Here is a 20,103-nt window from a genome sequence, read left to right as displayed (position 1 = left end):
CGCTTCGCACCGGCCACGACACGGCCCCGGGCTTCGGCCCGGGGTTTTTTATGCGCGCTCGCCAGGCAGCGGCGTGTCGATGCGGAGCGGCTCGCCGGTCGCTGCCTGGCCAGCCGTTTGGCCGGACGATCGATGCAACGCGTCCTCCGGCGCGTACTCGACCCCCGGCACGATCGACCGGTAGCCCAGCACATCGAGCCGCGCCAGCAGCCGCGCAATCGTCTCGACGTTGCGGCCGTGCCTTGCGCCTTCGTGCAGCAGCACGATCGCGCCGGGCGCGAGGTCGCGCTCGATGCGCGCGACGATCGCCGCGGGGTCCTTCGCGACGGCATCGAAGCCACGCGCGCCCCAGCCCACGCGCGTGAGGTCGTGCGCCTTCAGCGGCGCAGCGGTGAATGGATTGGCCATGCCGACGACCGCACGGAAGCGGCGCGGCACCTTGCCTGCGAGCGCAGTGAGCGTGCGCTGTGCGGTGTCGATTTCGCGGCGCATGCGCCGCGGGCCGAGCGCCCAGAACCACGCCTGCGGATGCGTGTGGCTGTGGTTGGCCACCTCATGCCCGCGTTGCACGATCTCGCGCACGAGCTCGGGCCGACGCTCAGCGCGTTCGCCGACGAGAAAGAACGTCGCCCGCGCACCGTGCGCGTCGAGCAGGTCGAGGATCGCCAGCGTGTCGTCGGACGGGCCGTCGTCGATCGTGAGCCACACCACGCGCGCGTCGGTCGGCATGCGCGTGATCACCGGGCTGAACAGGTGCGAGCCCGGCCGCAGCGTGCCCCACAGGAACGGCGCGTGCGACGCGAACATCGACGCGACGCCCCAGCCTGCGCCGTAGCGCATCCACAGCGCGGCGACCGCGAACTGCGAGGCGACGAGCGACACCCACCACGCGTGCGGGTGCCGCGGCGGGCGGTGAAGGGACGGGGTCGACATGCGCGGCATGATGCCACGCGGCTTGCGGCGGCCCGCCGCGGGTTCAGCGCGTGGCACGGGCCGGCGGCGTGGGCGGCGATACACTGCGCGCCCTCGCGTGTCCCCGGACTTTCGCCATGTCGCTCGACCCCGCCCTGCGCTCGCGCATCGACTCCCTGCTCGCCGCAAACCGCGTCGTGCTGTTCATGAAGGGCGAGCCCGGCGCGCCGCAATGCGGCTTCTCGTCGCGTGCGGTGCGTGCGCTCGCCGACACCGGCGTCGACTACGCGCACATCGACGTGCTCAGCGATCCGGAGATCCGCGAAGGCATCAAGGCCTACGGCGAGTGGCCGACGATCCCTCAGCTCTACATCCAGGGCGAACTCGTCGGCGGCAGCGACATCATCGACCAGATGGCGCGCTCGGGTGAGCTGCACACCGCGCTCGGCGTGCAGGCACCGGACCGCACGCCGCCGTCGATCACGATCACGCCGGCCGCCGCGTCGATGCTGCGCGACGCGCTCGCGGACGCCGGCGACGGTTACGCGGTGCTCGTCGAGGTCGATCTGCGCTTCAACGCAAAGCTGCAACTCGGCCCGGTCGATGCCGATGCGATCGCCGTCGTGACCGAGGGCGTGCGCGTGCAGTTCGACCTGGCGAGCGCGCAGCGTGCGAAGGGGCTGTCGATCGATTTCGTCGACGACGCGCGGGGTCGCGGCCTCGTGGTCGAGAACCCGAACGCGCCGCCGAAGGTCAAACCGCTCACGCCGACCGAGGCCGCTTCGCGCGTCGCCGCCGGCACGCTCACGCTCATCGACGTGCGGCCCGAGGACGAGCGCTCGCTCGCGTCCGTGGCCTGCACGTTCGAATCGTTCGACGACGACGGTCTCGCGCGATTGGAGTCGTTGCCGAAGGACGCGCCGCTCGCGTTCCTGTGCCACCACGGCCGTCGCAGCGCACAGGCCGCCGAGCACTTCCGCCAGCGCGGCTTCACGTCGCTGTTCAACGTCGAAGGCGGCATCGACGCGTGGTCGACGCAGGTCGATGCGAACGTGCCGAGGTACTGAATCGGCGACTACTGAGCCAGCCGCGGGTCGAGCTTCACCCGCAGCGCATCGACGAGCGCGTTGATCACCACGATCAGCGCGCCGACGACGAGCACCACGCCGAGCACGAGCGTGTAGTCGCGATTGAGCGCGCCCTGCACGAAGTAGCGCCCCATGCCGGGGATGCCGAACACCTGCTCGACGACCGCCGAGCCGGTGACGATGTTGATGAGCGCCGGCGAGAGCCACGCAATGACCGGCAGCAACGCGGGTTTGAGCGCGTGCGAAACCAGCAGACGCGTTTCGGAAAACCCGCGTGCCCGCGCCGCGCGCAGGTAGTCGGCCGACAGGGTTTCGAGCAATGACGCGCGCATCAGCCGCGCGCAGTACGCGATGTTCGGCAGCGCGAGCGCGATGACCGGCAGCACGAGGTTCGCGGGCTCACCCCAGCCGCCGGCCGGCAGCCACTGCAGCGCCACCGCAAACAGCAGGATCAGCAGCGGCGCGGCCACGAATTTCGGCACCGCGAGCCCGAGCCCGGCGCCGAACATCAGCAGGCGGTCGGTGGCCTGTCCGCCGCGCAGCCCCGCGAGCAGTCCGACAGGAATGCCGACCGCGAGTGCGAGCGCCAGTGCAAGCCCGCCGACGAGCGCGGACACCGGCAGCGCCTGCGCGATGAGGCGGTTGACCGTGGTGTCGGGGTATTGGAACGACGGGCCGAGATCGCCGCGCGCGACGTCGCCGAGCCACGCGCCGTACTGCGCCGGCAGCGCGCGATCGAGCCGGTACTGGGCCGCCAGCGCGGCCTGCGCCTCGGGCGGCGCGGCCTTTTCGGTGTCGAAGGGACCGCCCGGGGCGGCGCGCAGCAGCGCGAAGCACAGCGTCGCGAGCAGCCACAGCGTGAGCAGCGCTTCGAGGGCGCGCGCGAGGACGCGCGTCATCGCACGGGTCCGGCAAACGACATCCAGCGGCTCGCATGGCGGTCGAGCGCATTGGCCTCGAAGCCGCGCACCGACGGGTGCACGAGATGCTTGGACGCGTAGAAGTACAGCGGGATCACCGCATCATGCGCGAGCAGCCGCGTCTCGGCCGCACGCAGCCATGCATTGCGCGCGGCCTCGCTGGCAGCGGCATCGGCGCGCGCGAGTCGCGTGCGAACGCCCGCATCGTCGTAACCGGTCCAGTTCAGCGCGCCGTCGGAGCCGAACGCGGCAAGGAAGTTGCGTGCATCGGGCACGTCCGCGATCCAGCCGCCGCGGAACACCTGCGTGATCACGCGCTGCTTGCGGTTGCCGACAAACACCTTCCATTCCTCGTTGCGCAGGCGCACGCGCACGCCAGGCAACGCCTGCCGCCACATCGCCGCGACCGCGAGCGCGAGGCGGCGGTGCGGGGTGGACGTGTTGTAGCGCAGCTCGATTTCGAGCGGGTGGTGCGGCGACACACCGGCCGCGTGCAGCAGCTCTCGTGCATGCGCCTCGCGTTGTTGCTGCGGCCACGCTGCCCACGGCGTCGATGCGGGGACGTAGCCGGCGATGCCCGGCGGCACAATGCCGTACGCGGGCGCTTCGCCGAAGCCGGTGACGGCCTTCACCAGCAGCTCGCGGTCGATTGCGAGCGAGAGCGCACGCCGCAGCGCATGGGCGCGATCGAAGCAGGTCGGTGCGTCGATCGACAGGAGGTCGACGCCCGCGCGCTGCGCATCGGGCGCATCGGCCTCGCCCGATCCCCGCGGGCGCTTCCTATCGACCGCAGCAGGCCCGCTCGTCGTGTCATCGACGCCGTGTGCATTCGAATCGCGCCCGCCTGCGCAGCCCGACGACTCGAACGGCGCGCGCGTGAGGTTGAAGCCGAGCCAGAACGCGCCGAGGTACGGGCTGATGCGCAACTGCGATCCGAACCGCGCACGCAGCGAGGCCAACGGCTGCGGCGGCACGGTTTCGGTCAGATGCAGATCGCCGGCCGCAAAGCGGTGCAGCTCGGCCGCCGCGTCCTCGGTGACGTGAAAGCGCACGCGGTCGATCGCGACGTTTGCCGCGTCATGGAAATGCGGGTTGCGGGCCACCACGAGATTCGCCTGCGGCGTCCACGCCTCGAGCCGGTACGCGCCATTCGACACGAGACGTCCGGGCTGGGTGTGCTGCGCGCCGTGCTCGCGCACCGCGGGCAGGTAGACCGGAAACGCGATCGGCAGCGTGAGCAGCGCCGGCAGCGGCGCGGCGCGCGTGAGTTCGAACACTACGGTGCGCGCATCCGGCGCATGCACGCCGAGCGCGTCCGGCGGCACCCGGCCGGCCTGCACGGCCTGCGCATTGCGCAACGCATCAAACAGTTCGGCGAACGGCGCGGCTGTCATCGGCGTGAACGCGCGGCGGAAACTTGCGACCACGTCATGCGCGTTGAGCGGCGCGCCGTTGCTCCAGCGCAGCCCGCCGCGCAGCTCGAACGTCCAGGTGCGGCCGTCGTCGGAGACCGACCAGCGCCGCGCGATCCCCGGGATCAGGCGGCCGTGCGCGTCCTCGGTCACCAGACCCTCGTACAGATCGCGCAGCACGTTGCCGCAGGCGACTTCCTGGCAGCGGTGCGCGTCGAGCGTGGAAGGCTCGGGGCCGTTGCCGCGCTCGAGCCGCTCGCCCGAGCCTTGGGCCCACGCGGGCGTCGCGCCGAGCATTAGGGCGAGCGCCGCGGCGCACGCGGACGCGCGCAGGCGCCGCAGGGGGCGCGCAAACGGGACGAATCGAGGCATGAGGCGATTGTAGGCGACGGGCCGGAGCGGCCGGCCCAAGTCCGGCGCTCGCGACGCTGCGCGCTTGGGGCCGGACGGCCCGATCCTTAGACGCATCCGTGCAACGCAGACGTGAAATCCGCGCAACGCTTCCAAGCTCGACCGCCGGATAGACTGCAGACCCCGTCGGGCCGGCCGCCGCATCGCGCGCACTCCGTTGCTCCGGCATACGCCATCAGCCTAAGGAAGTGCAGTGTCCGGTCCGAGTCAGGTCAATGATGTTCCGATCGAGTCACGCGCGCAGCTCGTCGAGTACCTCGCGTCGGGCGTGCGGCCGCGCGACGACTGGCGCATCGGCACCGAGCACGAGAAGTTCGGCTTCCGCACCGACGATCTGCAGGCGCCGACGTTCGACGGCGATCGCGGCATCGAAGCGTTGCTGCGCGGGCTCATGCGCTTCGGCTGGGAGCCCGTCGACGAGCACGGCCGCACGATCGCGCTCGTGCGCGACGGCGCCTCGGTCTCGCTCGAACCCGCAGGCCAGCTGGAGCTGTCAGGCGCGCCGCTGCGCACGCTGCACGAGACCTGCATGGAGGCATCGAGCCACCTGCGCGAAGTGCGCGAGGTCGCGGAGCCGATGGGCCTGGGCTTTCTCGGCATGGGCTTCCAGCCCAAGTGGCGCCGCGACGAGATGCCGTGGATGCCGAAGGGCCGCTACAAGATCATGCGCGAGTACATGCCCAAGGTCGGCTCGCTCGGCCTGGACATGATGACGCGCACCTGCACGGTGCAGGTCAACCTCGACGTCGCGTCCGAAGCGGACATGGTCAAGAAGTTCCGCGTCGCGCTTGCACTGCAGCCGATCGCGACCGCGCTGTTCGCCGACTCGCCGTTCACCGAGGGCCAGCCGAACGGCCAGCTGTCGTACCGCTCGCACATCTGGTCCGACACCGATGCCGGTCGCACTGGCATGCTCGATTTCGTGTTCGAGGACGGCTTCGGCTACGAGCGCTACACCGATTACCTGCTCGACGTGCCGATGTACTTCGTCTACCGCGACGGCACCTACATCGACGCGAGCGGCCAGAGCTTCCGGGACTACCTTGACGGCCGCCTGCCCGCGTATCCGGGCGAGCGCCCCACGCTCAAGGACTGGGCCGACCACAGCACGACGGCCTTCCCCGAAGTGCGGCTCAAGAAGTACCTCGAGATGCGCGGTGCGGATTCGGGCCCCTGGAACCGCATCTGCGCGCTGCCCGCGTTCTGGGTCGGCCTGCTGTATGACGACGCAGCGCTCGACGCCGCGTGGGACCTCGTCAAGGACTTCACGCGCGACGAGCGCCACGCACTGCGCGACGGCGTGCCGAAGCACGCAATGGGCCTGCCGTTCCGCGGTGGCACCGTGCGCGACCTCGCGCGCGAAGCGCTGAAGATCTCGACACACGGCCTGCAGCGCCGCGCATACCTCAACTCGCGCGGCGCGGACGAGCGCGTGCACATCGAGCCGCTGCTCGAGATCGTCGAGACCGGCAAGACCCCGGCGGAAGTGAAGCTCGAGTTGTTCCATGGCCCATGGGGCGGCCGCATCGATCCGGTCTTCCGCGAGTTCGCGTACTGAGCCGTGCACCAATCGTCATGAGCGCGGCCACACGGACGCGTTAGCCTTCGTCGGTCCCCACTGACCGACGAGCCCATGACCGACGCTTCCGACGAGCCCCTGCGCACGGTGCGCTTTGCTGCCACCGACACCCGCCTGCGCGAGGACGTGAAGATGCTCGGTGCGCTCGTCGGCGAGATCCTCGCCGAGCAGCGCGGGCCTGCGTTCCTCGAGACCGTCGAGCAATTGAGACGCGCCGCGATCCAGCGGCGCGAGGCCGATGCGCCGGTCGAATCGCTCGATGCGCTGCTGGCCGGCGTGGCGCCGGACGACGTCAGCGATCTCGTGCGCGCGTTTGCCACCTATTTCCAGGCCGTCAACGTCGCCGAGCGCGTGCACCGCATCCGCCGGCGCCGTGAGCACGAGCGCGAAGGCGACGGCGCGCAACCCGGCGGCCTGCGCGCCGTGCTTGCCGCGCTGCGTGCCGAGGGCACCGACGTGTCCGAAGTGGGCGCCCTGCTGCCGCGGCTGCGCATCGAGCCCGTGTTCACCGCGCACCCGACCGAGGCCGTGCGCCGCGCGCTGCTGGAAAAAGAACGCCAGCTCGTCGCGAGCCTCGTCGAGGACATCGACCGCATGCGCACGCCGGCCGAACGCGCCGCCGACCGCGCGCGCATGCGCGTCGCGCTGACGGCCGGTTGGCAGACCGCAGACACGCCGCCCGCAAAGCCCAGCGTGCGCGATGAGCTCGAACACGTCGGCTACTACCTCACCGACGTGCTGTACCGCGTGCTGCCAGTGTTCTGCGAAGCGCTCGAAGCCGCGCTGCGCGAACACGCACCCGGCGCCATCGATGGGCAGACCGACGATGCTGTGGCGGGCGTGCTGCGCTTCGGCACCTGGGTCGGCGGCGACATGGACGGTAATCCGAACGTGGGCGCGGCGACGATCGCCGACACGCTCGGCGTGCAGCGCTCACGCGTGCTGCGGCTGTACCGGCGCGAGCTCGAGTCGCTGTCGATGCTGCTCACGCAATCGCCCGAACGCGTGGGCATCGACGACGACGTGCTGGCCCGCATCCTCCACCACCGCGGCGAGCTGCCTGAAGCGCCGCTGCGCGCGCGCGACGCGGACATGCCGTACCGGGCGCTGCTCACGCTCATGCAGCGCCGGCTCGACGGCACGCTCGACGACGCGCCGCACGGTTATCGCTCACCCGATGCGTTCGTCGAGGACGTCGCCGCGATCGAGCGCAGCCTGCGCACGCATGCGGGCACGCATGCCGGCGCGTTCGCCGTGCGCCGGCTGCTGCGGCGCGCGCGCTGCTTCGGCTTCCATCTCGCCACGCTCGACCTGCGCCAGGACTCTGCCGCGCACGATGCTGCGCTGGCCGTGCTGCTCGACGATGCTGCTTGGCCGCACCGTGCGGTGGATGCGCGCGTCACGCGATTGCATGCGCTGATCGAAGGACGCGAGCCGCCCTCCGCCCGGGCATCTCTCGAGCCCGCTGCGTCGACACTCGCGGTGTTCGGCACGGTCCGCGAGGCGCGCACGCGCTACGGCGCGCATGCATTCGGCCCCTACATCGTGAGCATGAGCCGCAGCGCCGCCGACGCGCTCGCCGTGCTCGCGCTCGCGCGGCTGGCCGGCTGCACCGACGCAGACGCAGTGCCGCTCGACGTGGCGCCACTGTTCGAAACGATCGACGACCTGGCCGCAGCGCCTGCCACGCTCGCCGCGCTGCTGGCCGACCCGGTCTACCGCACGCACCTCGCCTCGCGAGGCGACCGCCAGCTCGTGATGCTCGGCTACTCCGACAGCGCGAAGGACGGCGGCCTGCTCGCCTCGCGCTGGGCGCTGCAGCGCGCGCAGGTCGAACTCACGCAGCTCGCGCAGGCGCACGGCGTGCAGGTCACGTTCTTCCACGGCCGCGGCGGCTCGATCAGCCGCGGCGGCGGCAAGACCGAGCGCGCCGTGCTGGCCGCGCCGCGCGGCTCGGTCGACGGACACCTGCGGCTCACCGAACAGGGCGAGGTGATCCACCGCAAGTACGGCATCCGCACGCTCGCGCTGCGCACGCTCGAGCAGACGACGGCCGCCGTGCTGCGCGCGAGCCTGCGGCCGCGACCGGCCGAACCGCGCGAAGCCGCATGGCGCGACATTGCCGGCGAACTCGCAGCCGATTCGCGCGCGCACTACCGCGCGCTCGTGCACGAAGACACGTTGTTTCCCGCGTATTTCCGCCTCGCCACGCCGATCGACGTGATCGAGCGGCTGCGGATCAGCTCGCGGCCCAGCAAGCGCGCGAGCGGCGCGGCCGCGCCGGGCGTGCAGTCGCTGCGCGCGATCCCGTGGGTGTTCGCATGGAGCCAGAACCGCTCCGGGCTGACCGCGTGGTACGGCGTCGGCACCGCGCTGCAGGCCGCGCTCGCGCGGCACGGCGATGACGCGCTCGCGGCGATGGCACGCGATTGGCCGTTCTTCGCCACGCTCGTCGACGACGTCGAGATGGTGCTCGCAAAGTCCGACCCGCGCATTTTCGAGCGCTATTCGCAGCTCGCGAGCACAGGTGCGGACGGCGACCTGCATGCGCGCTTCCACCCGCGCGTGGCCGACGAGTTCGACCACACGCTCGAAGCGGTGCTGCGCATCAAGCGCAGCAGTGAGTTGCTCGACGGCGATCGCCGGCTGCGGCAGTCGATCCGCCTGCGCAACCCGTACGTCGATCCGATCAGCCTGCTGCAGGTGGATCTGCTGGCGCGCTGGCGCGCCGATGGCTCGCCCGACGGCGCGCTGCTCGACGCGCTCGTGGCGACCGTCAACGGCATCGCGGCGGGCATCCAGAACACCGGCTGAGCCGGGCCGTGTCGGGGCGCGACCGCGGCCGCTTTGACATGCGGCCGGCCGCGCCCGCCTATGATCGCCCGCTTGCCGTTTCGAGGACCCGCCGATGAAGTCACGTGCCGCCGTTGCGTTCGAACCCGGACAACCGCTGCAGATCGTCGAGATCGACGTTGCACCGCCCCAGCCTGGCGAAGTGCTCGTGCGGATCATCGCGACCGGCGTGTGCCACACCGACGCGTTCACGCTCAGCGGTGAAGACCCCGAGGGCCTGTTCCCGGTCGTGCTCGGCCACGAGGGCGCGGGCGTCGTCGTCGAAGTCGGTGAAGGCGTTACGACGCTGCAGCCGGGCGATCACGTGATCCCGCTGTACACGGCCGAATGCGGGCGCTGCAAGTTCTGCACGTCGGGCAAGACGAATCTGTGCCAGGCCGTGCGCGCAACGCAGGGCCGCGGCGTGATGCCCGACGGCACCTCGCGCTTTTCGTACAACGGCCAGATGCTGCACCACTACATGGGCACGAGCACGTTCAGTGAGTACACCGTGCTGCCGGAGATCTCGCTGGCGAAGATCAATCCGGAGGCGCCGCCGGAAAAGGTGTGCCTGCTCGGCTGTGGCGTGACCACGGGCATCGGCGCGGTGCACAACACCGCGAAGGTGCAGCGAGGCGACACGGTCGCGGTGTTCGGCCTCGGCGGCATCGGCCTCGCGGTGATCCAGGGCGCGGTGCAGGCCGGGGCGTCGCGGATCATCGGCGTCGACATCAACCCGGGCAAGTTCGAGCTCGCCAAATCAATGGGCGCGACCGACTGCACCAACCCGAAGGACTTCGACAGGCCGATCCAGGAGGTCATCGTCGAGATGACCGACGGCGGCGTCGATTACAGCTTCGAGTGCATCGGCAACGTCGAGGTCATGCGCAGTGCGCTCGAGTGCTGCCACAAGGGCTGGGGCGAGAGCGTCATCATCGGTGTCGCCGGTGCGGGGCAGGAAATCCACACGCGGCCGTTCCAGCTCGTGACCGGACGTGTGTGGCGCGGCAGCGCGTTCGGCGGCGTCAAGGGCCGCTCGCAACTGCCGGGCATGGTCGAACAGGCGATGCGCGGCGAGATCGATCTCGATCCCTACATCACGCACGAGATGCCGCTCGAGCAGATCAACGAGGCGTTCGATCTGATGCATCGCGGCGAGTCGATCCGCACCGTCATCCGGTACTGAGGCCGCCATGCAACGCATCGAATCGCACGCCTGCTTCGGCGGCACGCAGGAGGTCTGGCAGCACGAGTCCGGCACGCTCGGCTGCACGATGAAGTTCGGCGTCTACGTGCCGCCGCATGCGCGCGAGCGCGATTGCCCGGTGCTGTACTGGCTGTCCGGTCTGACGTGCACCGAGCAGAATTTCATCACCAAGGCCGGCGCGCAGCGCCACGCGGCCGAGCACGGGTTGATCCTGGTGGTGCCGGACACGAGCCCGCGCGGCGTCGGCGTGCCGGACGCGGAAGGCTATGACCTCGGCATCGGCGCCAGCTTCTATCTCAACGCGACGCAAGCGCCTTGGGATTCGCATTTCCGCATGCACGATTACATCGTGCACGAGCTGCCCGGGCTCATCGAAACGCATTTCCCGACGAACGACGGCTGCGCCATCAGCGGCCATTCGATGGGCGGACACGGTGCGCTCGTGCTCGCGCTCCGCAACCCCGGGCACTACCGCAGCGTGTCGGCGTTCTCGCCGATCGTCGCGCCGTCGCAGGTGCCGTGGGGCCAGAAAGCGTTCGCCACGTACTTGGGCGACGATCGCGAGGCATGGCGCGAGTGGGATGCGTGCGCGCTGATCGCGAACGCACGCGAGCGCTTGCCGCTGCTCGTGGACCAGGGCGATGCGGATGAGTTCCTGACCGTGCAGCTGCAGCCCGAGCGCCTGCAGGCCGCGTGTGCGGCCGCAGGTCATCCGCTGACGCTGCGCCTGCAGCCGGGCTACGACCACAGCTACTACTTCATCGCGAGTTTCATCGGCGAGCACATCGCGCACCACGCGCGGGCGCTGAGCGCCTGAGCCCGCCGCGCCGGCGACCCATCAGGCCGGCTCGGGCGGCCGGCCGCTTTCCAGCGTCTTGAACGCGCTCGTGCGCGGCAGCGCGCCCGCCGGGTCGTGGCCCCGGACATCGCGCATCAACAGCTGCGTCGCGAATTCACGCTCCAGGCAATCGGCAAGATCGCGCAGTGCCATGAGCTGCTCGCGGTCAGCCGCGCGCGGCTGCGCGTCGATCGCGCACAGCGTGCCGACCGCGAAGCCGCCGGGAACGCGCAAGGGGCAACCCGCATAGAAGCGGATATGCGGCGGGCCGACCACGAACGGGTTCTGTGCGAACCGCGGGTCGGCGTGCGTGTCGGGGATGCACAACATGCCGCGCTCGAGGATCGCGTGGCCGCAGAACGAAACGTCGCGCGACGACTCGCGCAGCGGCATGCCCTCGCGCCCTTTGAACCACTGCCGGTTCGAGTCGATGAGCGTGATCGCCGCGGTCGGCACGGCGAGCAGTTGGCGCACAAGCCGCACGTAGCGGTCGTAACGGGGCTCACGGGACGTGTCGAGCAGCCCAAGCGCGCGCAGTGCGCTCAACCGGTCGAGTTCGTTGTCGGGCAGACGCGGCGGCAGCATTCGGACACGCGGAGCGGCAAGGGCAGCGCGAGCATAGGCACGTCGGCAGCCGGTGGATACGCATGGCGAAGGGCGCGCGTCACGTAATCGGGAACGCACCAGGCGGCTTCATTGACATCGCCTCACCGCGAAGCCCAAGCGCCAAACGGCCGGCGCACACAGCCGTTCAACCCGCGCGTCGGCGCGCAAGAAACGCAGCGGCGGCGACGACTTTGCGTCGCGCGTCGGGCCGGCCGCGCTTGCGCACACGGCCTGCACGCCGTTGAACACGCCGATAACTCGACCTCGGCAGTTGATCTGGGCTGCACGACACTCGCCGTAGCCTCCGGCGCCACAACGCCGGCAACTCACCGCTGCGGTGGAAGGGCCTGCATCGGCCGCGCCCCGCTCGATCCGCCGGCGAATGCGCATTGCACGGAGGCAATGGCATCCCGCATGGACGCGACCGTGCGCGGCGCCCGTCGGCACCGCGTCGTTACTTCATCCGACAGGAGCGAACGATGAGCCCTCGCATTCCCGCTGTTTTCGCCGCACTCGCGCTGTGCTGCGCCGGCGCCGTGCAGGCGCAGTCCCAGAGCCAGGGGCAGCCGCACCAGCAGCATCAACCGCAGAACCAGAACCAGAACCAGGGTAAGAGCCAGAGCCACCAGGGCCACGACGCGATGCAGTCGGGCGCGAAGTCCGGCTCGTCGGACACCGCCACGCGCCAGATCACGCCGGTCGTGCCGGTCGGCCCGGCCGTCGCGCCGGCCGGTCCCGGTGGCCCGGTCATCGTGCCGGTGATTCCGGTCGAGCGCCTTGAAGGCGTCGAGACCGTCACGCTCGACACGCCGCGCGGCCCGGTCGTCGTGGTGTCGTGGCCGACCGCGGGCCCGGCGCTCAGCGAAGAGACCAACCTGCCGTTCAACCGCTTCGACACCGACCGCGACGGCATGCTGTCGCGCGCGGAAGTCGACACCGCCGCGAAGAAGGGCGGCGCGGCAAGGCGCCTGTCGACGCGCTTCGATTCGATCGACACCTCGCGCGACGGCAAGCTGAGCTTCGACGAAGCGGTCGGCTGGGTGATCCGCTGAATCAACGGGACGGGCACAGGGACGTGCCCGGCGCGGTGTGAATGCACCTCGCGCGCGGCAGCGACGCGCGTGACACGTCAGTGACCCGCGAGTTCGAGTTCCGTGTAGACAAAGCGCGCTTCACGCAGCACACCCTCGCCGCGTGTGATGGGCACAGGGCCGTCGAACATCGGCCCTGCGTGCACGAGCGTGTGGAACTCCCCTTTCTCAGCGCACGGGTCACACGTCGCCGGCAGCACATCCACCAATGCGGCGTCGAACGAGGCGCCGCTGAACTGTGCATCGAACTGCTGAGTGTCAACGCAGCACAGCATTGCGCGCAGGCCGTCGACCATCTCGCGCGCAAGCGCCTCGGTGTCGCGTCCGAACAGTGGCCGCTGGACCATCCGAGCTTCACGCAGGGCGCCGCGCGCCACGCGCGCACATCGGCGAGCAGCAGCTCACCGAACGCGACCACCTCCAAGTCCGGATGCACGCCGCGCGAGCGCATTGGCGAACGCGGCCTCGTAGGTCGCGTTGTCACAGGGGGGCGGGAATCGCCGCTTCGACCAGACGCGGGCCGGTGGACCGGGCCTGCGCGTGCAACAGATCGCAGCGAATGCCGTGCGTCGCGATTCGATCGTACTCAGCGGTGACGGTGGTCAGCAGCGCCACCACTCCGACGTCGTCACCCTGCTGCAGCGTGTGCAGCGTCCACGCGGCGTCTTTGCCGCCGCTCATGACAACAGGACGGGGCTTCGCATCGGCAGCCTCGGAACACGGCGCGACAGCGTCTGCGAACACGCCGGCCTTGGCGAACGCGGAGCACGCCGCAATATCCGGCGCGCACCGCGTGGCGACCGGACCACTGCCGCGCACGCACCGCGTTCAACCGTCGATGTGCGTCACATCCGTCGCCACGCGGCGCGATCGATGCGCCGCGCAAATGAGCTGGGGCTCAGGCGCTCGTGACGTCGCGCAGCGTCCAGCTGCTGCCGGCCAGCAGCCGCATGCGGTGCTTGAGCACGGTGCCGGAGATCGACGTGGTGACCAGCAAATCGATGTGCAGGTCGTCCTGCTTGCCCGTGACGGTTGCGGCCGGGTCGGTGGCGCCCAGTGACGCATCGACTTCGTCGGGCTCGTCCTGCAAGGCGCGCCAGCGTTCGAACAGTGCGTCCTCGCGCAGCGCGGCCTGCAGTTGCTCGGCAAACGCCTCGGCGCCCTGTGCGGTGAACGAAAGGTTGGGGTCGCTGCCGCGTGCTCGGGCGCCGTCGGCAAGGCTGATGTAGTAACGGGTGGCCATGGGTTCGTCTCGATCCAATGTCCCGTTCAGTTTGGGGATGCGCGCATGCGGCCGTCGTGAACGCCGGATGGCGGATCGGGATGTCGCGCCGGGCCGGGCGCACTGAGCGCCCGCCCCGGCTGCCGCCTTAGTCGTCGTGCGTGTGACCGGCGTGGCCGCCATGACCCTTCGGGCAGTGGCACACGGCGGTCGGGCCGTACTCGAGACCGAACGTCTGGCCGTCGCGGTGGCGCTGCCAGTAGAAGTTCGGCGCCTTCTCGCCGCGGTGGCCGATCTCGGCCATGTCCGCCTCGACGTCGAACAAGCGCCCGTCGACCATCACGTAGCGCGTGTCGACCGTGGCCTGGATGTTCTCGAGCGGATTGGCGTTGAGCACGACGAGGTCGGCCTGCTTGCCCGGCTCGATCGAACCGATCTGCTTGGACAGGCCCAGGTAATCCGCACCGTCGAACGTCGCCGCGCGCAGCGCTTCGAAGTTGCTGAAGCCGCCCTGCGTGAGCATCCACGTTTCCCAGTGCGGTGCGAGGCCCTGCAGCTGGCCGTGGCCGCCGACCTGGATCTTGACGCCCGCATCGCGCAGCGTCTTGGCCGCCTTCGCGACTTCGATGTGGTGGTAGTCCCACTCCGGTGCGGTCTCGCGGCGGACCGCGCGCGCATCGAGTGTCTCGCGCGGGAAGAAGCGGTTGAGCTTCTTGTCTTCCCACACGTTGTCGCGCGCGTACCAGAAGTACTCGCCCGACAGGCCGCCGTAGCTCACCACGAGCGTCGGCGTGTTGCGCACGTCGGTCTGCGACCAGAGGTTGATGACGTCCTTGTACAGCGGCGCGACCGGGATGTTGTGCTCGATGCCCGTTGCACCGTCGAGGATCATCGTCATGTTGTGCTGGAAGGTGCTGCCGCCCTCCTCCACCACGAGCATGCCGAGCTCGCGCGCGGCCGTGTTGATCTGCTGGCGCTGGTCGCGGCGTGGCTGGTTGTAGCTCTTCACCGAGAATGCGCCGTGCGCCTTCATGCGGCGCAGGTGGCTGCGTGCGTCGTCGAGCGAGTTCACGACCGCCTTGAAGTCGCCATCGGCGCCGTAGAGGATCGTGCCGGTCGAGAACACGCGCGGACCGACGAGCTTTCCGGCCTTCTGCAGCTCGCTTTGCGAGAACACGAACTCGCTCGTCGCCGACGGGTCGTGCATCGTCGTGATGCCGAACGCGAGGTTCGCGTAGTACGCCCAGTTCTGTTGCGGCACTACGCCCTGGCCGAAGTGCGCCGCATGCGCGTGCGCGTCGACGTAGCCCGGCACGATCGTCTTGCCTTGTGCATCGATCACGCGCGCACCCGCAGGCACGGCGACGTTTGCGCCGACCGCTTCGATGCGGTCGCCGCGGATCACGATCGTGCCGTTGTCGATCACCTCCTGCGCGTTTTCCGCATCGCGCATCGTCACGATGCGCGCGTTCGTGAACGCGACGATGTCCTTCGGCGTGTCGACATTGACGGTCAGACCAACCGGCACACCGCCCTCGTGCGTGGGCTTCGGCAATTCGGCCGGCGCACCGTCGAGGAACGCGAACACCTGGTTGAGCGGACGCGAGTGGTAGCGGTCGCCGACCATCCAGTGCAGCGACTTCGAGTCGGCCGCCCAGTGCATGTAGCTGCCAACGTCGCCGCTGACCTGCGTGATCGGCAGCGCCTTGCTGTCCTTGCTGAGTTCGACGGCCTTGCCCGTCGTGACCAGCGGCGCCACGTAGGCGTTGAACAGCTCGGTGAACGCGACCCACTTGCCGTCGGGTGAGAGGCTCACGCCGTCGACATACTTGAGGTCGAACACCTCGCGCGGCTGCTCGCCGTGCAGGCCGACCGACATGAGCTTCTTCTTGAGCCCGCCGCCGGTGAGGTAGTACACGCGCGTGCCGTCGGCGCTGAACTGCGGCGACTCGCCCTCATCGGCGATGCGCACCGGGTTGCGGCCGTCGGCGTTCATCACGTAGATGCCGCGATCGTTCGACCACAGCGAGCCGGTGAGGCCGCCGCCGCCGGACTTCGTGTAGACGATGCGCTTGCCATCGGGCGAGAACTTCGGCGCGTAGTAGAAGCCCTTTTCCTGCGTGAGCCGCGTGCCGGTGCCGGCGCCGCTCGCATCGCGCACGTAGATCGCGCCCATGCCGGCGTCGGTCCATGCGGTGTAGAGCAGCTTGCGGCCGTCGGGGCTGAAGCTCGGCTGGTATTCGTTGACGCTCTCGTTCGAGGTGAGCGGCTGCGGCGTGCCATTCGGCAACGCCTTGCGCCACAACCGGCCGACCGCGTGGAAGATCAGCGTCTTGCCGTCCGCGCTCGTGGCGACGTCGCGGATCATCTTCGGCGCGAACGAGCCTTCATCGATCGTCTGTTCGAAACGAAGCGGGGCGCTGACCGTCTGCTCGACCTGCGCAGTGAACGGAATTTCCTTGGGTGTGCCGCTCGCCATGTCGACGCGCCAGAGCTTGCCCTGTGCCCAGACGACGACCGACTTCGAATCCGGCGTCCAGTCGAAGTTCGCGTACGGGCCGAAGATCGCCCACGCCTCCTGCTGGTCGTGGCTGAGGCCGTCCCAGACCGGGCGCACGAGACCGCTCGCGAGATCCATCACGTGCAGCACCGACTTGTCGCGAACGCGCTTTACAAACGCGAGCGAATTGCCGTCCGGCGAGGGCTGCGGGCGCACTGCGCCGCCGGGCGTCGCGATCAGCGTGTCGATCTTGCCGGTCTCGCGATCGAGGCGCTTGATCGCGTAGATTAGCCCGTGCGGGTTCTTGTTGTACTGGAACGTCGGGCCGGGGCTGACGTCCTCGGAGAAATAGACGTAGCGACCATCAGGCGACACGGCCGGCTCGCCGAGGTCCTGCTGGTCGTTCTTCTGCTTCGTCAGCTGCAGGCCGGCGCCGCCGGCGCCGCTCGTGTGATAGATCCACAGCTCGCCCGCGCCGAGCGAACGCTCACCGGTGAAGTGCTTGCGGCCGACGAGGAACTGCCCGTCCGGCGTCCACGCGGGGTTGTTGAGCAGGCGGAAGTCTTCCTTCGTCACCTGCACCGGGTTGCGGCCGTCGACGCCGATGCGCCAGAAGTTGTTGCCACCGCCGCGGTCGGAGGTGAACGCGAGTTCCTGGCCGTCGGGCGAGAAGCGCGGTTGCACGTCCCAGGCCGGGCCCGAGGTCACGCGCGTCGCGCGGCCGCCGCTGATCGGCATGCGGTAGACGTCGCCGAGCAGCGAGAACGCGACGTCGCGCCCGTCGGGCGAGACGTCCACGTCGAGCCAGGTGCCTTCGCTCGTCTCGAAGCGAATCGTCTTGGTCGGGCCGTGGGCGGCGGTGATGTCCCACTTCGCTTCCTTGCCGTCTTCGCCCGGCTTGCGCTGGCCCTTCGCGGTGTCGAGCGGCGCCTGCGCGGGGTCGTTCGCGACCGGGTCGAGCGCATCCTGTTCGAGCTGCACGCCGTTCGCGTCGCCGTCGGGGTCGGCCGTGTCCTTGTCCTGCGGCGCCGGCTGCGGCGTCGGCGGGGCGGGCTGCTGGCTGTAGGCAACGCCAGCGGAAACGGTGAGCGCGCTCGCGAGCGCAAGGGCGAGCAGGGTGCGGGTCGGCATGGGATTGGGTCACGCGGTCGAACGGACCCGCAGCCTAGCGCGAGCAGCCCGGCCCATGCCCGGGCCGAACCGCGTGTTCAGCCATCCGCGTGCATCGATCGCCCGATTCGGTCAATCGCGTCGGCGCGGCCCATGTCGGCGATCGCGTAAGCCGGGCGGCGCGGATCGATTGCACGACCGCGCTGCCCGGATCAGCAACTTGCGACTCAGTCGTCGAAGCCGCCGGCCTCGGACGCAAAGCCGACTGCGAGCGCGCCTTTGCCGACGTTGACCATGCCGGTGAGGCTCATCACCGATTCGAACAGCTCGACCTGGTGCGTGCGGCAGCTGTCGACGAGCTCGCGGTAGCCCGGCAGCGCGCGCATCTCGTTGAGTTCACCGCCGTAGCAGAGCGCTACGGTCGGCGTCATCAGTTCGCCGTTGCGCACGCGCCGCGCGGTGAACTTGAACAGCCGCTCGACCGCCGGGTCGAAACCCTTGATCTTCGCGACCGGCGAGGTCTCGCCGCGGTGGCAGTGCAGCACCGGTTTGATGTCGAGCGCGCTGCCGAGCGCCGCGCTGAACAGGCTGACGCTGCGGTCGCCCTTTTTCCGGGCGCGCGCGCGGATGTAGTACAGGTCGCGCGGGACCATGTACGCGCGCGTGTTCTGCGCGACCTGCTCGAGGCGCGCGCGCATTTTCGGCGGTGACTCGCCCGCTTCGCGCAGGCGGATGGACTCGACGGCGGTGATCGCCTGACCCGAGAACAGGCTCTGCGTATCGAGCACGCGCAGTGCGAACGGCGTGGTGATACCCGCAGCCGAGCGCACGGGCTTGTAATCGTTGAGGATCGCGAAGCTCGCCTGCGTGGCGTTGTCGAAAATCGGGCTGCGCGTGCGCGCGATCGTCATGCAGAACACGTAGTCGTAGTCGATGACCAGCCGCTGCAGGAACAGGTCCTGGATCTGCTGGACGGTGTACGGCATCGTTTCGGCTTCGTGTCCGTGTTCGGCCACATGCGCTTTCAGGAACTCGAGCGTCGCCTCTTCGTTGCGCTGATCGGCGAGCACGGCTTCGCCGATTCGCACCGTGATCGGCAGAATCGTGACGTTGTGTTTTTGCAGATAGTCGATCGGCAGGTCGCAGGCCGAGTCGACGACGATTCCAATGCGCATGATGTGCCGTCCCCTGTAACGGCGAAGAAGTCTCTCGTTAACGGCCAAAGAATACCGCCGCTTGAGGCCGGAAAAATTCTTGCCCACCAAACGGTTGCGTACGTTTGCAGCGGAGCGCCGCTGACCCGGGGGTACGGCGCGAGCACGCATGCGGATGCACCGCCGCGACATGCGCGGCGGTGCGGGGACGGAGGACGGCTCGGATCAGTGACGGGCGTCAGGACCGCGGGCGTCGGCCGCGGCCGGGCCCGATCCTGTTTCGCGCGGAGTGCGCGCGCTGCGCTGCCCGCTCGCTTCGCCGCCGCGCGCGCCGATCTCGGCCATGTGCTCGCGGTTTCGGCTCACCGCCTCACCGCCCTTGCGTCCGGCGGCACGCGCTTCTTCGGGCGTGAACTCGTGCGCGTTGCCGCTGCGGTGTGCCGCGCGGCCGCCCAACGAGGCGATCTCGCGCTGCTTGCGTTCGTCCATGGCCGCAAACCCGCGCCGGCTGCGGCCTTTTTCTCCGGAACCGTTGCGGTCGGAGTTGGTCTGGTTCGGCATGGTCGTGCTCCTGCTGGGGACTGCGCGCCCCGGCGCCGGAATAGCGACGGGCCGCCCCTGCAGTGCCGCAACGCGCGTGCCAGCCGTTTCGCACACGAAACTACACCGCACCGGGCTGGGCGGAAAACGCGGCGCGCAAATTATTCCGCGGTCGGCACGACTTGCCGGAATGGGTCAGCGCCAGGCGCCGAGGATCAGCCCGTACAGGCAGAACTGCAGCACGTGGTAGCCGCTGTCGATCATCCACAGCATGACGCTGCGCTGCGAAAACGCGTAGTTGATGCCAAAGCTCATCGCGACGAAGAACACGCCGACGACGAAGCCCGCACCGAAGCCGTCGGCCGCCGACGCGGTCGGGCCCAGGAACACCGAGAACATCAGCGCCGAGAACAGGCTGCACAGCAGCGCGGTCGCGAAGATGCGCGCGGGGTGAGCCGGCAGGGCGTGGAGGTCGATGCCCGCCTCCCGGCACCACGTGCGCTTGAACAGCGGCCCGTACCAGAGTGCGCCGAGCGCGAATGAGGACAACGCCGCGACGAGGATCGCGAGCCAGTTGAGGTCGATCGAGGGCATCGTCATGGCCGGCTCCGGTCGGCCGCGATGGCGGCCCGGCGCGCATCGTACTGCGCGCCAACCGTACGACCGACGCCGCGCCGATGC

Annotated in this window: 16 protein-coding genes and 1 pseudogene; 6 read left to right on the top strand and 11 right to left on the bottom strand. The window is 69.7% G+C overall.

The features are described from left to right. Positions 1-183: 183 nt before the first annotated feature. Positions 184-933 (bottom strand): annotated as a pseudogene (locus IE075_RS07485) (polysaccharide deacetylase family protein); the annotation flags it as partial. A 116-nt stretch (positions 934-1,049) separates the two neighbouring features. Here IE075_RS07485 and grxD point away from each other — a divergent pair. Then, positions 1,050-1,979 carry a Grx4 family monothiol glutaredoxin gene (gene grxD / locus IE075_RS07480; protein WP_189455001.1) on the top strand — a complete coding sequence of 310 codons (930 nt, stop codon included), beginning with the start codon at positions 1,050-1,052 and terminating at the stop codon, positions 1,977-1,979. An 8-nt stretch (positions 1,980-1,987) separates the two neighbouring features. Here the strand turns inward: grxD and IE075_RS07475 are convergent, their stop codons facing one another. After that, positions 1,988-2,899 (bottom strand): ABC transporter permease subunit, encoded by a 912-nt coding sequence (locus tag IE075_RS07475; RefSeq protein WP_189454998.1) that lies wholly within the window; start codon positions 2,897-2,899, stop codon positions 1,988-1,990. Beyond that, entirely contained in the window at positions 2,896-4,704 is a 1,809-nt protein-coding gene (locus IE075_RS07470; RefSeq protein ID WP_189454996.1) for a peptide ABC transporter substrate-binding protein, read from the bottom strand. The genes IE075_RS07475 and IE075_RS07470 overlap by 4 nt, the downstream gene beginning before the upstream one ends. A gap of 232 nt (positions 4,705-4,936) precedes the next feature. Between IE075_RS07470 and IE075_RS07465 the strand changes: the two genes are divergently transcribed. The 4 genes from IE075_RS07465 to fghA all read left to right on the top strand — a co-directional run bounded on the left by IE075_RS07465 (position 4,937) and on the right by fghA (position 11,178). Next, positions 4,937-6,301, top strand: coding sequence for a glutamate--cysteine ligase (locus IE075_RS07465; RefSeq protein WP_189454995.1), 1,365 nt, complete (start codon positions 4,937-4,939; stop codon positions 6,299-6,301). 75 nt (positions 6,302-6,376) lie between these two features. Continuing rightward, positions 6,377-9,136, top strand: a complete 2,760-nt coding sequence (gene ppc, locus IE075_RS07460; RefSeq protein WP_189454993.1) for a phosphoenolpyruvate carboxylase — start codon at positions 6,377-6,379, stop codon at positions 9,134-9,136. Positions 9,137-9,230: 94 nt separating this feature from the next. Beyond that, positions 9,231-10,340 (top strand): S-(hydroxymethyl)glutathione dehydrogenase/class III alcohol dehydrogenase, encoded by a 1,110-nt coding sequence (locus IE075_RS07455; protein ID WP_189454991.1) that lies wholly within the window; start codon positions 9,231-9,233, stop codon positions 10,338-10,340. Between the two features lie 7 nt (positions 10,341-10,347). Then, the gene (fghA, locus tag IE075_RS07450) at positions 10,348-11,178 is read left to right on the top strand and encodes an S-formylglutathione hydrolase (protein ID WP_189454989.1); all 831 of its coding nucleotides are present in this window, start codon (positions 10,348-10,350) and stop codon (positions 11,176-11,178) included. 21 nt (positions 11,179-11,199) lie between these two features. Here the strand turns inward: fghA and IE075_RS07445 are convergent, their stop codons facing one another. After that, positions 11,200-11,784 carry a GAF domain-containing protein gene (locus IE075_RS07445; protein ID WP_189454987.1) on the bottom strand — a complete coding sequence of 195 codons (585 nt, stop codon included), beginning with the start codon at positions 11,782-11,784 and terminating at the stop codon, positions 11,200-11,202. Positions 11,785-12,284: 500 nt separating this feature from the next. Here IE075_RS07445 and IE075_RS07440 point away from each other — a divergent pair, with 500 nt between their 5' ends. Continuing rightward, positions 12,285-12,857 (top strand): EF-hand domain-containing protein, encoded by a 573-nt coding sequence (locus IE075_RS07440; RefSeq protein WP_189454985.1) that lies wholly within the window; start codon positions 12,285-12,287, stop codon positions 12,855-12,857. A 77-nt stretch (positions 12,858-12,934) separates the two neighbouring features. Here IE075_RS07440 and IE075_RS07435 read toward each other — a convergent pair whose 3' ends face one another. The 7 genes from IE075_RS07435 to IE075_RS07405 form a co-directional block, all read right to left on the bottom strand. Continuing rightward, positions 12,935-13,243: a Dph6-related ATP pyrophosphatase gene (locus IE075_RS07435; RefSeq protein ID WP_189454983.1), complete on the bottom strand. Its 309-nt coding sequence runs from the start codon at positions 13,241-13,243 to the stop codon at positions 12,935-12,937. Between the two features lie 133 nt (positions 13,244-13,376). Further along, positions 13,377-13,577 carry an adenine nucleotide alpha hydrolase family protein gene (locus IE075_RS07430; protein WP_189454981.1) on the bottom strand — a complete coding sequence of 67 codons (201 nt, stop codon included), beginning with the start codon at positions 13,575-13,577 and terminating at the stop codon, positions 13,377-13,379. A gap of 217 nt (positions 13,578-13,794) precedes the next feature. Continuing rightward, positions 13,795-14,139 (bottom strand): hypothetical protein, encoded by a 345-nt coding sequence (locus tag IE075_RS07425; protein WP_189454979.1) that lies wholly within the window; start codon positions 14,137-14,139, stop codon positions 13,795-13,797. Between the two features lie 127 nt (positions 14,140-14,266). Next, positions 14,267-17,749 (bottom strand): amidohydrolase family protein, encoded by a 3,483-nt coding sequence (locus IE075_RS07420; RefSeq protein WP_229792394.1) that lies wholly within the window; start codon positions 17,747-17,749, stop codon positions 14,267-14,269. 206 nt (positions 17,750-17,955) lie between these two features. Next, positions 17,956-18,903, bottom strand: a complete 948-nt coding sequence (locus IE075_RS07415; RefSeq protein WP_189454977.1) for a DegV family protein — start codon at positions 18,901-18,903, stop codon at positions 17,956-17,958. A 204-nt stretch (positions 18,904-19,107) separates the two neighbouring features. After that, entirely contained in the window at positions 19,108-19,443 is a 336-nt protein-coding gene (locus IE075_RS07410) for a KGG domain-containing protein (protein WP_189454975.1), read from the bottom strand. 174 nt (positions 19,444-19,617) lie between these two features. Continuing rightward, positions 19,618-20,022 (bottom strand): DUF1761 domain-containing protein, encoded by a 405-nt coding sequence (locus IE075_RS07405; protein WP_189454973.1) that lies wholly within the window; start codon positions 20,020-20,022, stop codon positions 19,618-19,620. Positions 20,023-20,103 lie beyond the last annotated feature (81 nt).

The sequence above is a fragment of the Cognatilysobacter bugurensis genome (assembly GCF_014652095.1).
GTDB lineage: Bacteria > Pseudomonadota > Gammaproteobacteria > Xanthomonadales > Xanthomonadaceae > Cognatilysobacter > Cognatilysobacter bugurensis.
This window is presented reverse-complemented; position numbering and strand designations above follow the sequence as displayed.

Excerpts from the sequence above, each read along its gene's own strand:
- grxD (WP_189455001.1), top strand. The coding sequence starts at position 1,050 with ATGTCGCTCGACCCCGCCCTGCGCTCGCGCATCGACTCCCTGCTCGCC.
- IE075_RS07475 (WP_189454998.1), bottom strand. The coding sequence starts at position 2,899 with ATGACGCGCGTCCTCGCGCGCGCCCTCGAAGCGCTGCTCACGCTGTGG.
- IE075_RS07470 (WP_189454996.1), bottom strand. The coding sequence starts at position 4,704 with ATGCCTCGATTCGTCCCGTTTGCGCGCCCCCTGCGGCGCCTGCGCGCG.
- ppc (WP_189454993.1), top strand. The coding sequence starts at position 6,377 with ATGACCGACGCTTCCGACGAGCCCCTGCGCACGGTGCGCTTTGCTGCC.
- IE075_RS07455 (WP_189454991.1), top strand. The coding sequence starts at position 9,231 with ATGAAGTCACGTGCCGCCGTTGCGTTCGAACCCGGACAACCGCTGCAG.
- fghA (WP_189454989.1), top strand. The coding sequence starts at position 10,348 with ATGCAACGCATCGAATCGCACGCCTGCTTCGGCGGCACGCAGGAGGTC.
- IE075_RS07445 (WP_189454987.1), bottom strand. The coding sequence starts at position 11,784 with ATGCTGCCGCCGCGTCTGCCCGACAACGAACTCGACCGGTTGAGCGCA.
- IE075_RS07440 (WP_189454985.1), top strand. The coding sequence starts at position 12,285 with ATGAGCCCTCGCATTCCCGCTGTTTTCGCCGCACTCGCGCTGTGCTGC.
- IE075_RS07435 (WP_189454983.1), bottom strand. The coding sequence starts at position 13,243 with ATGGTCCAGCGGCCACTGTTCGGACGCGACACCGAGGCGCTTGCGCGC.
- IE075_RS07430 (WP_189454981.1), bottom strand. The coding sequence starts at position 13,577 with ATGAGCGGCGGCAAAGACGCCGCGTGGACGCTGCACACGCTGCAGCAG.
- IE075_RS07425 (WP_189454979.1), bottom strand. The coding sequence starts at position 14,139 with ATGGCCACCCGTTACTACATCAGCCTTGCCGACGGCGCCCGAGCACGC.
- IE075_RS07420 (WP_229792394.1), bottom strand. The coding sequence starts at position 17,749 with ATGCCGACCCGCACCCTGCTCGCCCTTGCGCTCGCGAGCGCGCTCACC.
- IE075_RS07415 (WP_189454977.1), bottom strand. The coding sequence starts at position 18,903 with ATGCGCATTGGAATCGTCGTCGACTCGGCCTGCGACCTGCCGATCGAC.
- IE075_RS07410 (WP_189454975.1), bottom strand. The coding sequence starts at position 19,443 with ATGCCGAACCAGACCAACTCCGACCGCAACGGTTCCGGAGAAAAAGGC.
- IE075_RS07405 (WP_189454973.1), bottom strand. The coding sequence starts at position 20,022 with ATGACGATGCCCTCGATCGACCTCAACTGGCTCGCGATCCTCGTCGCG.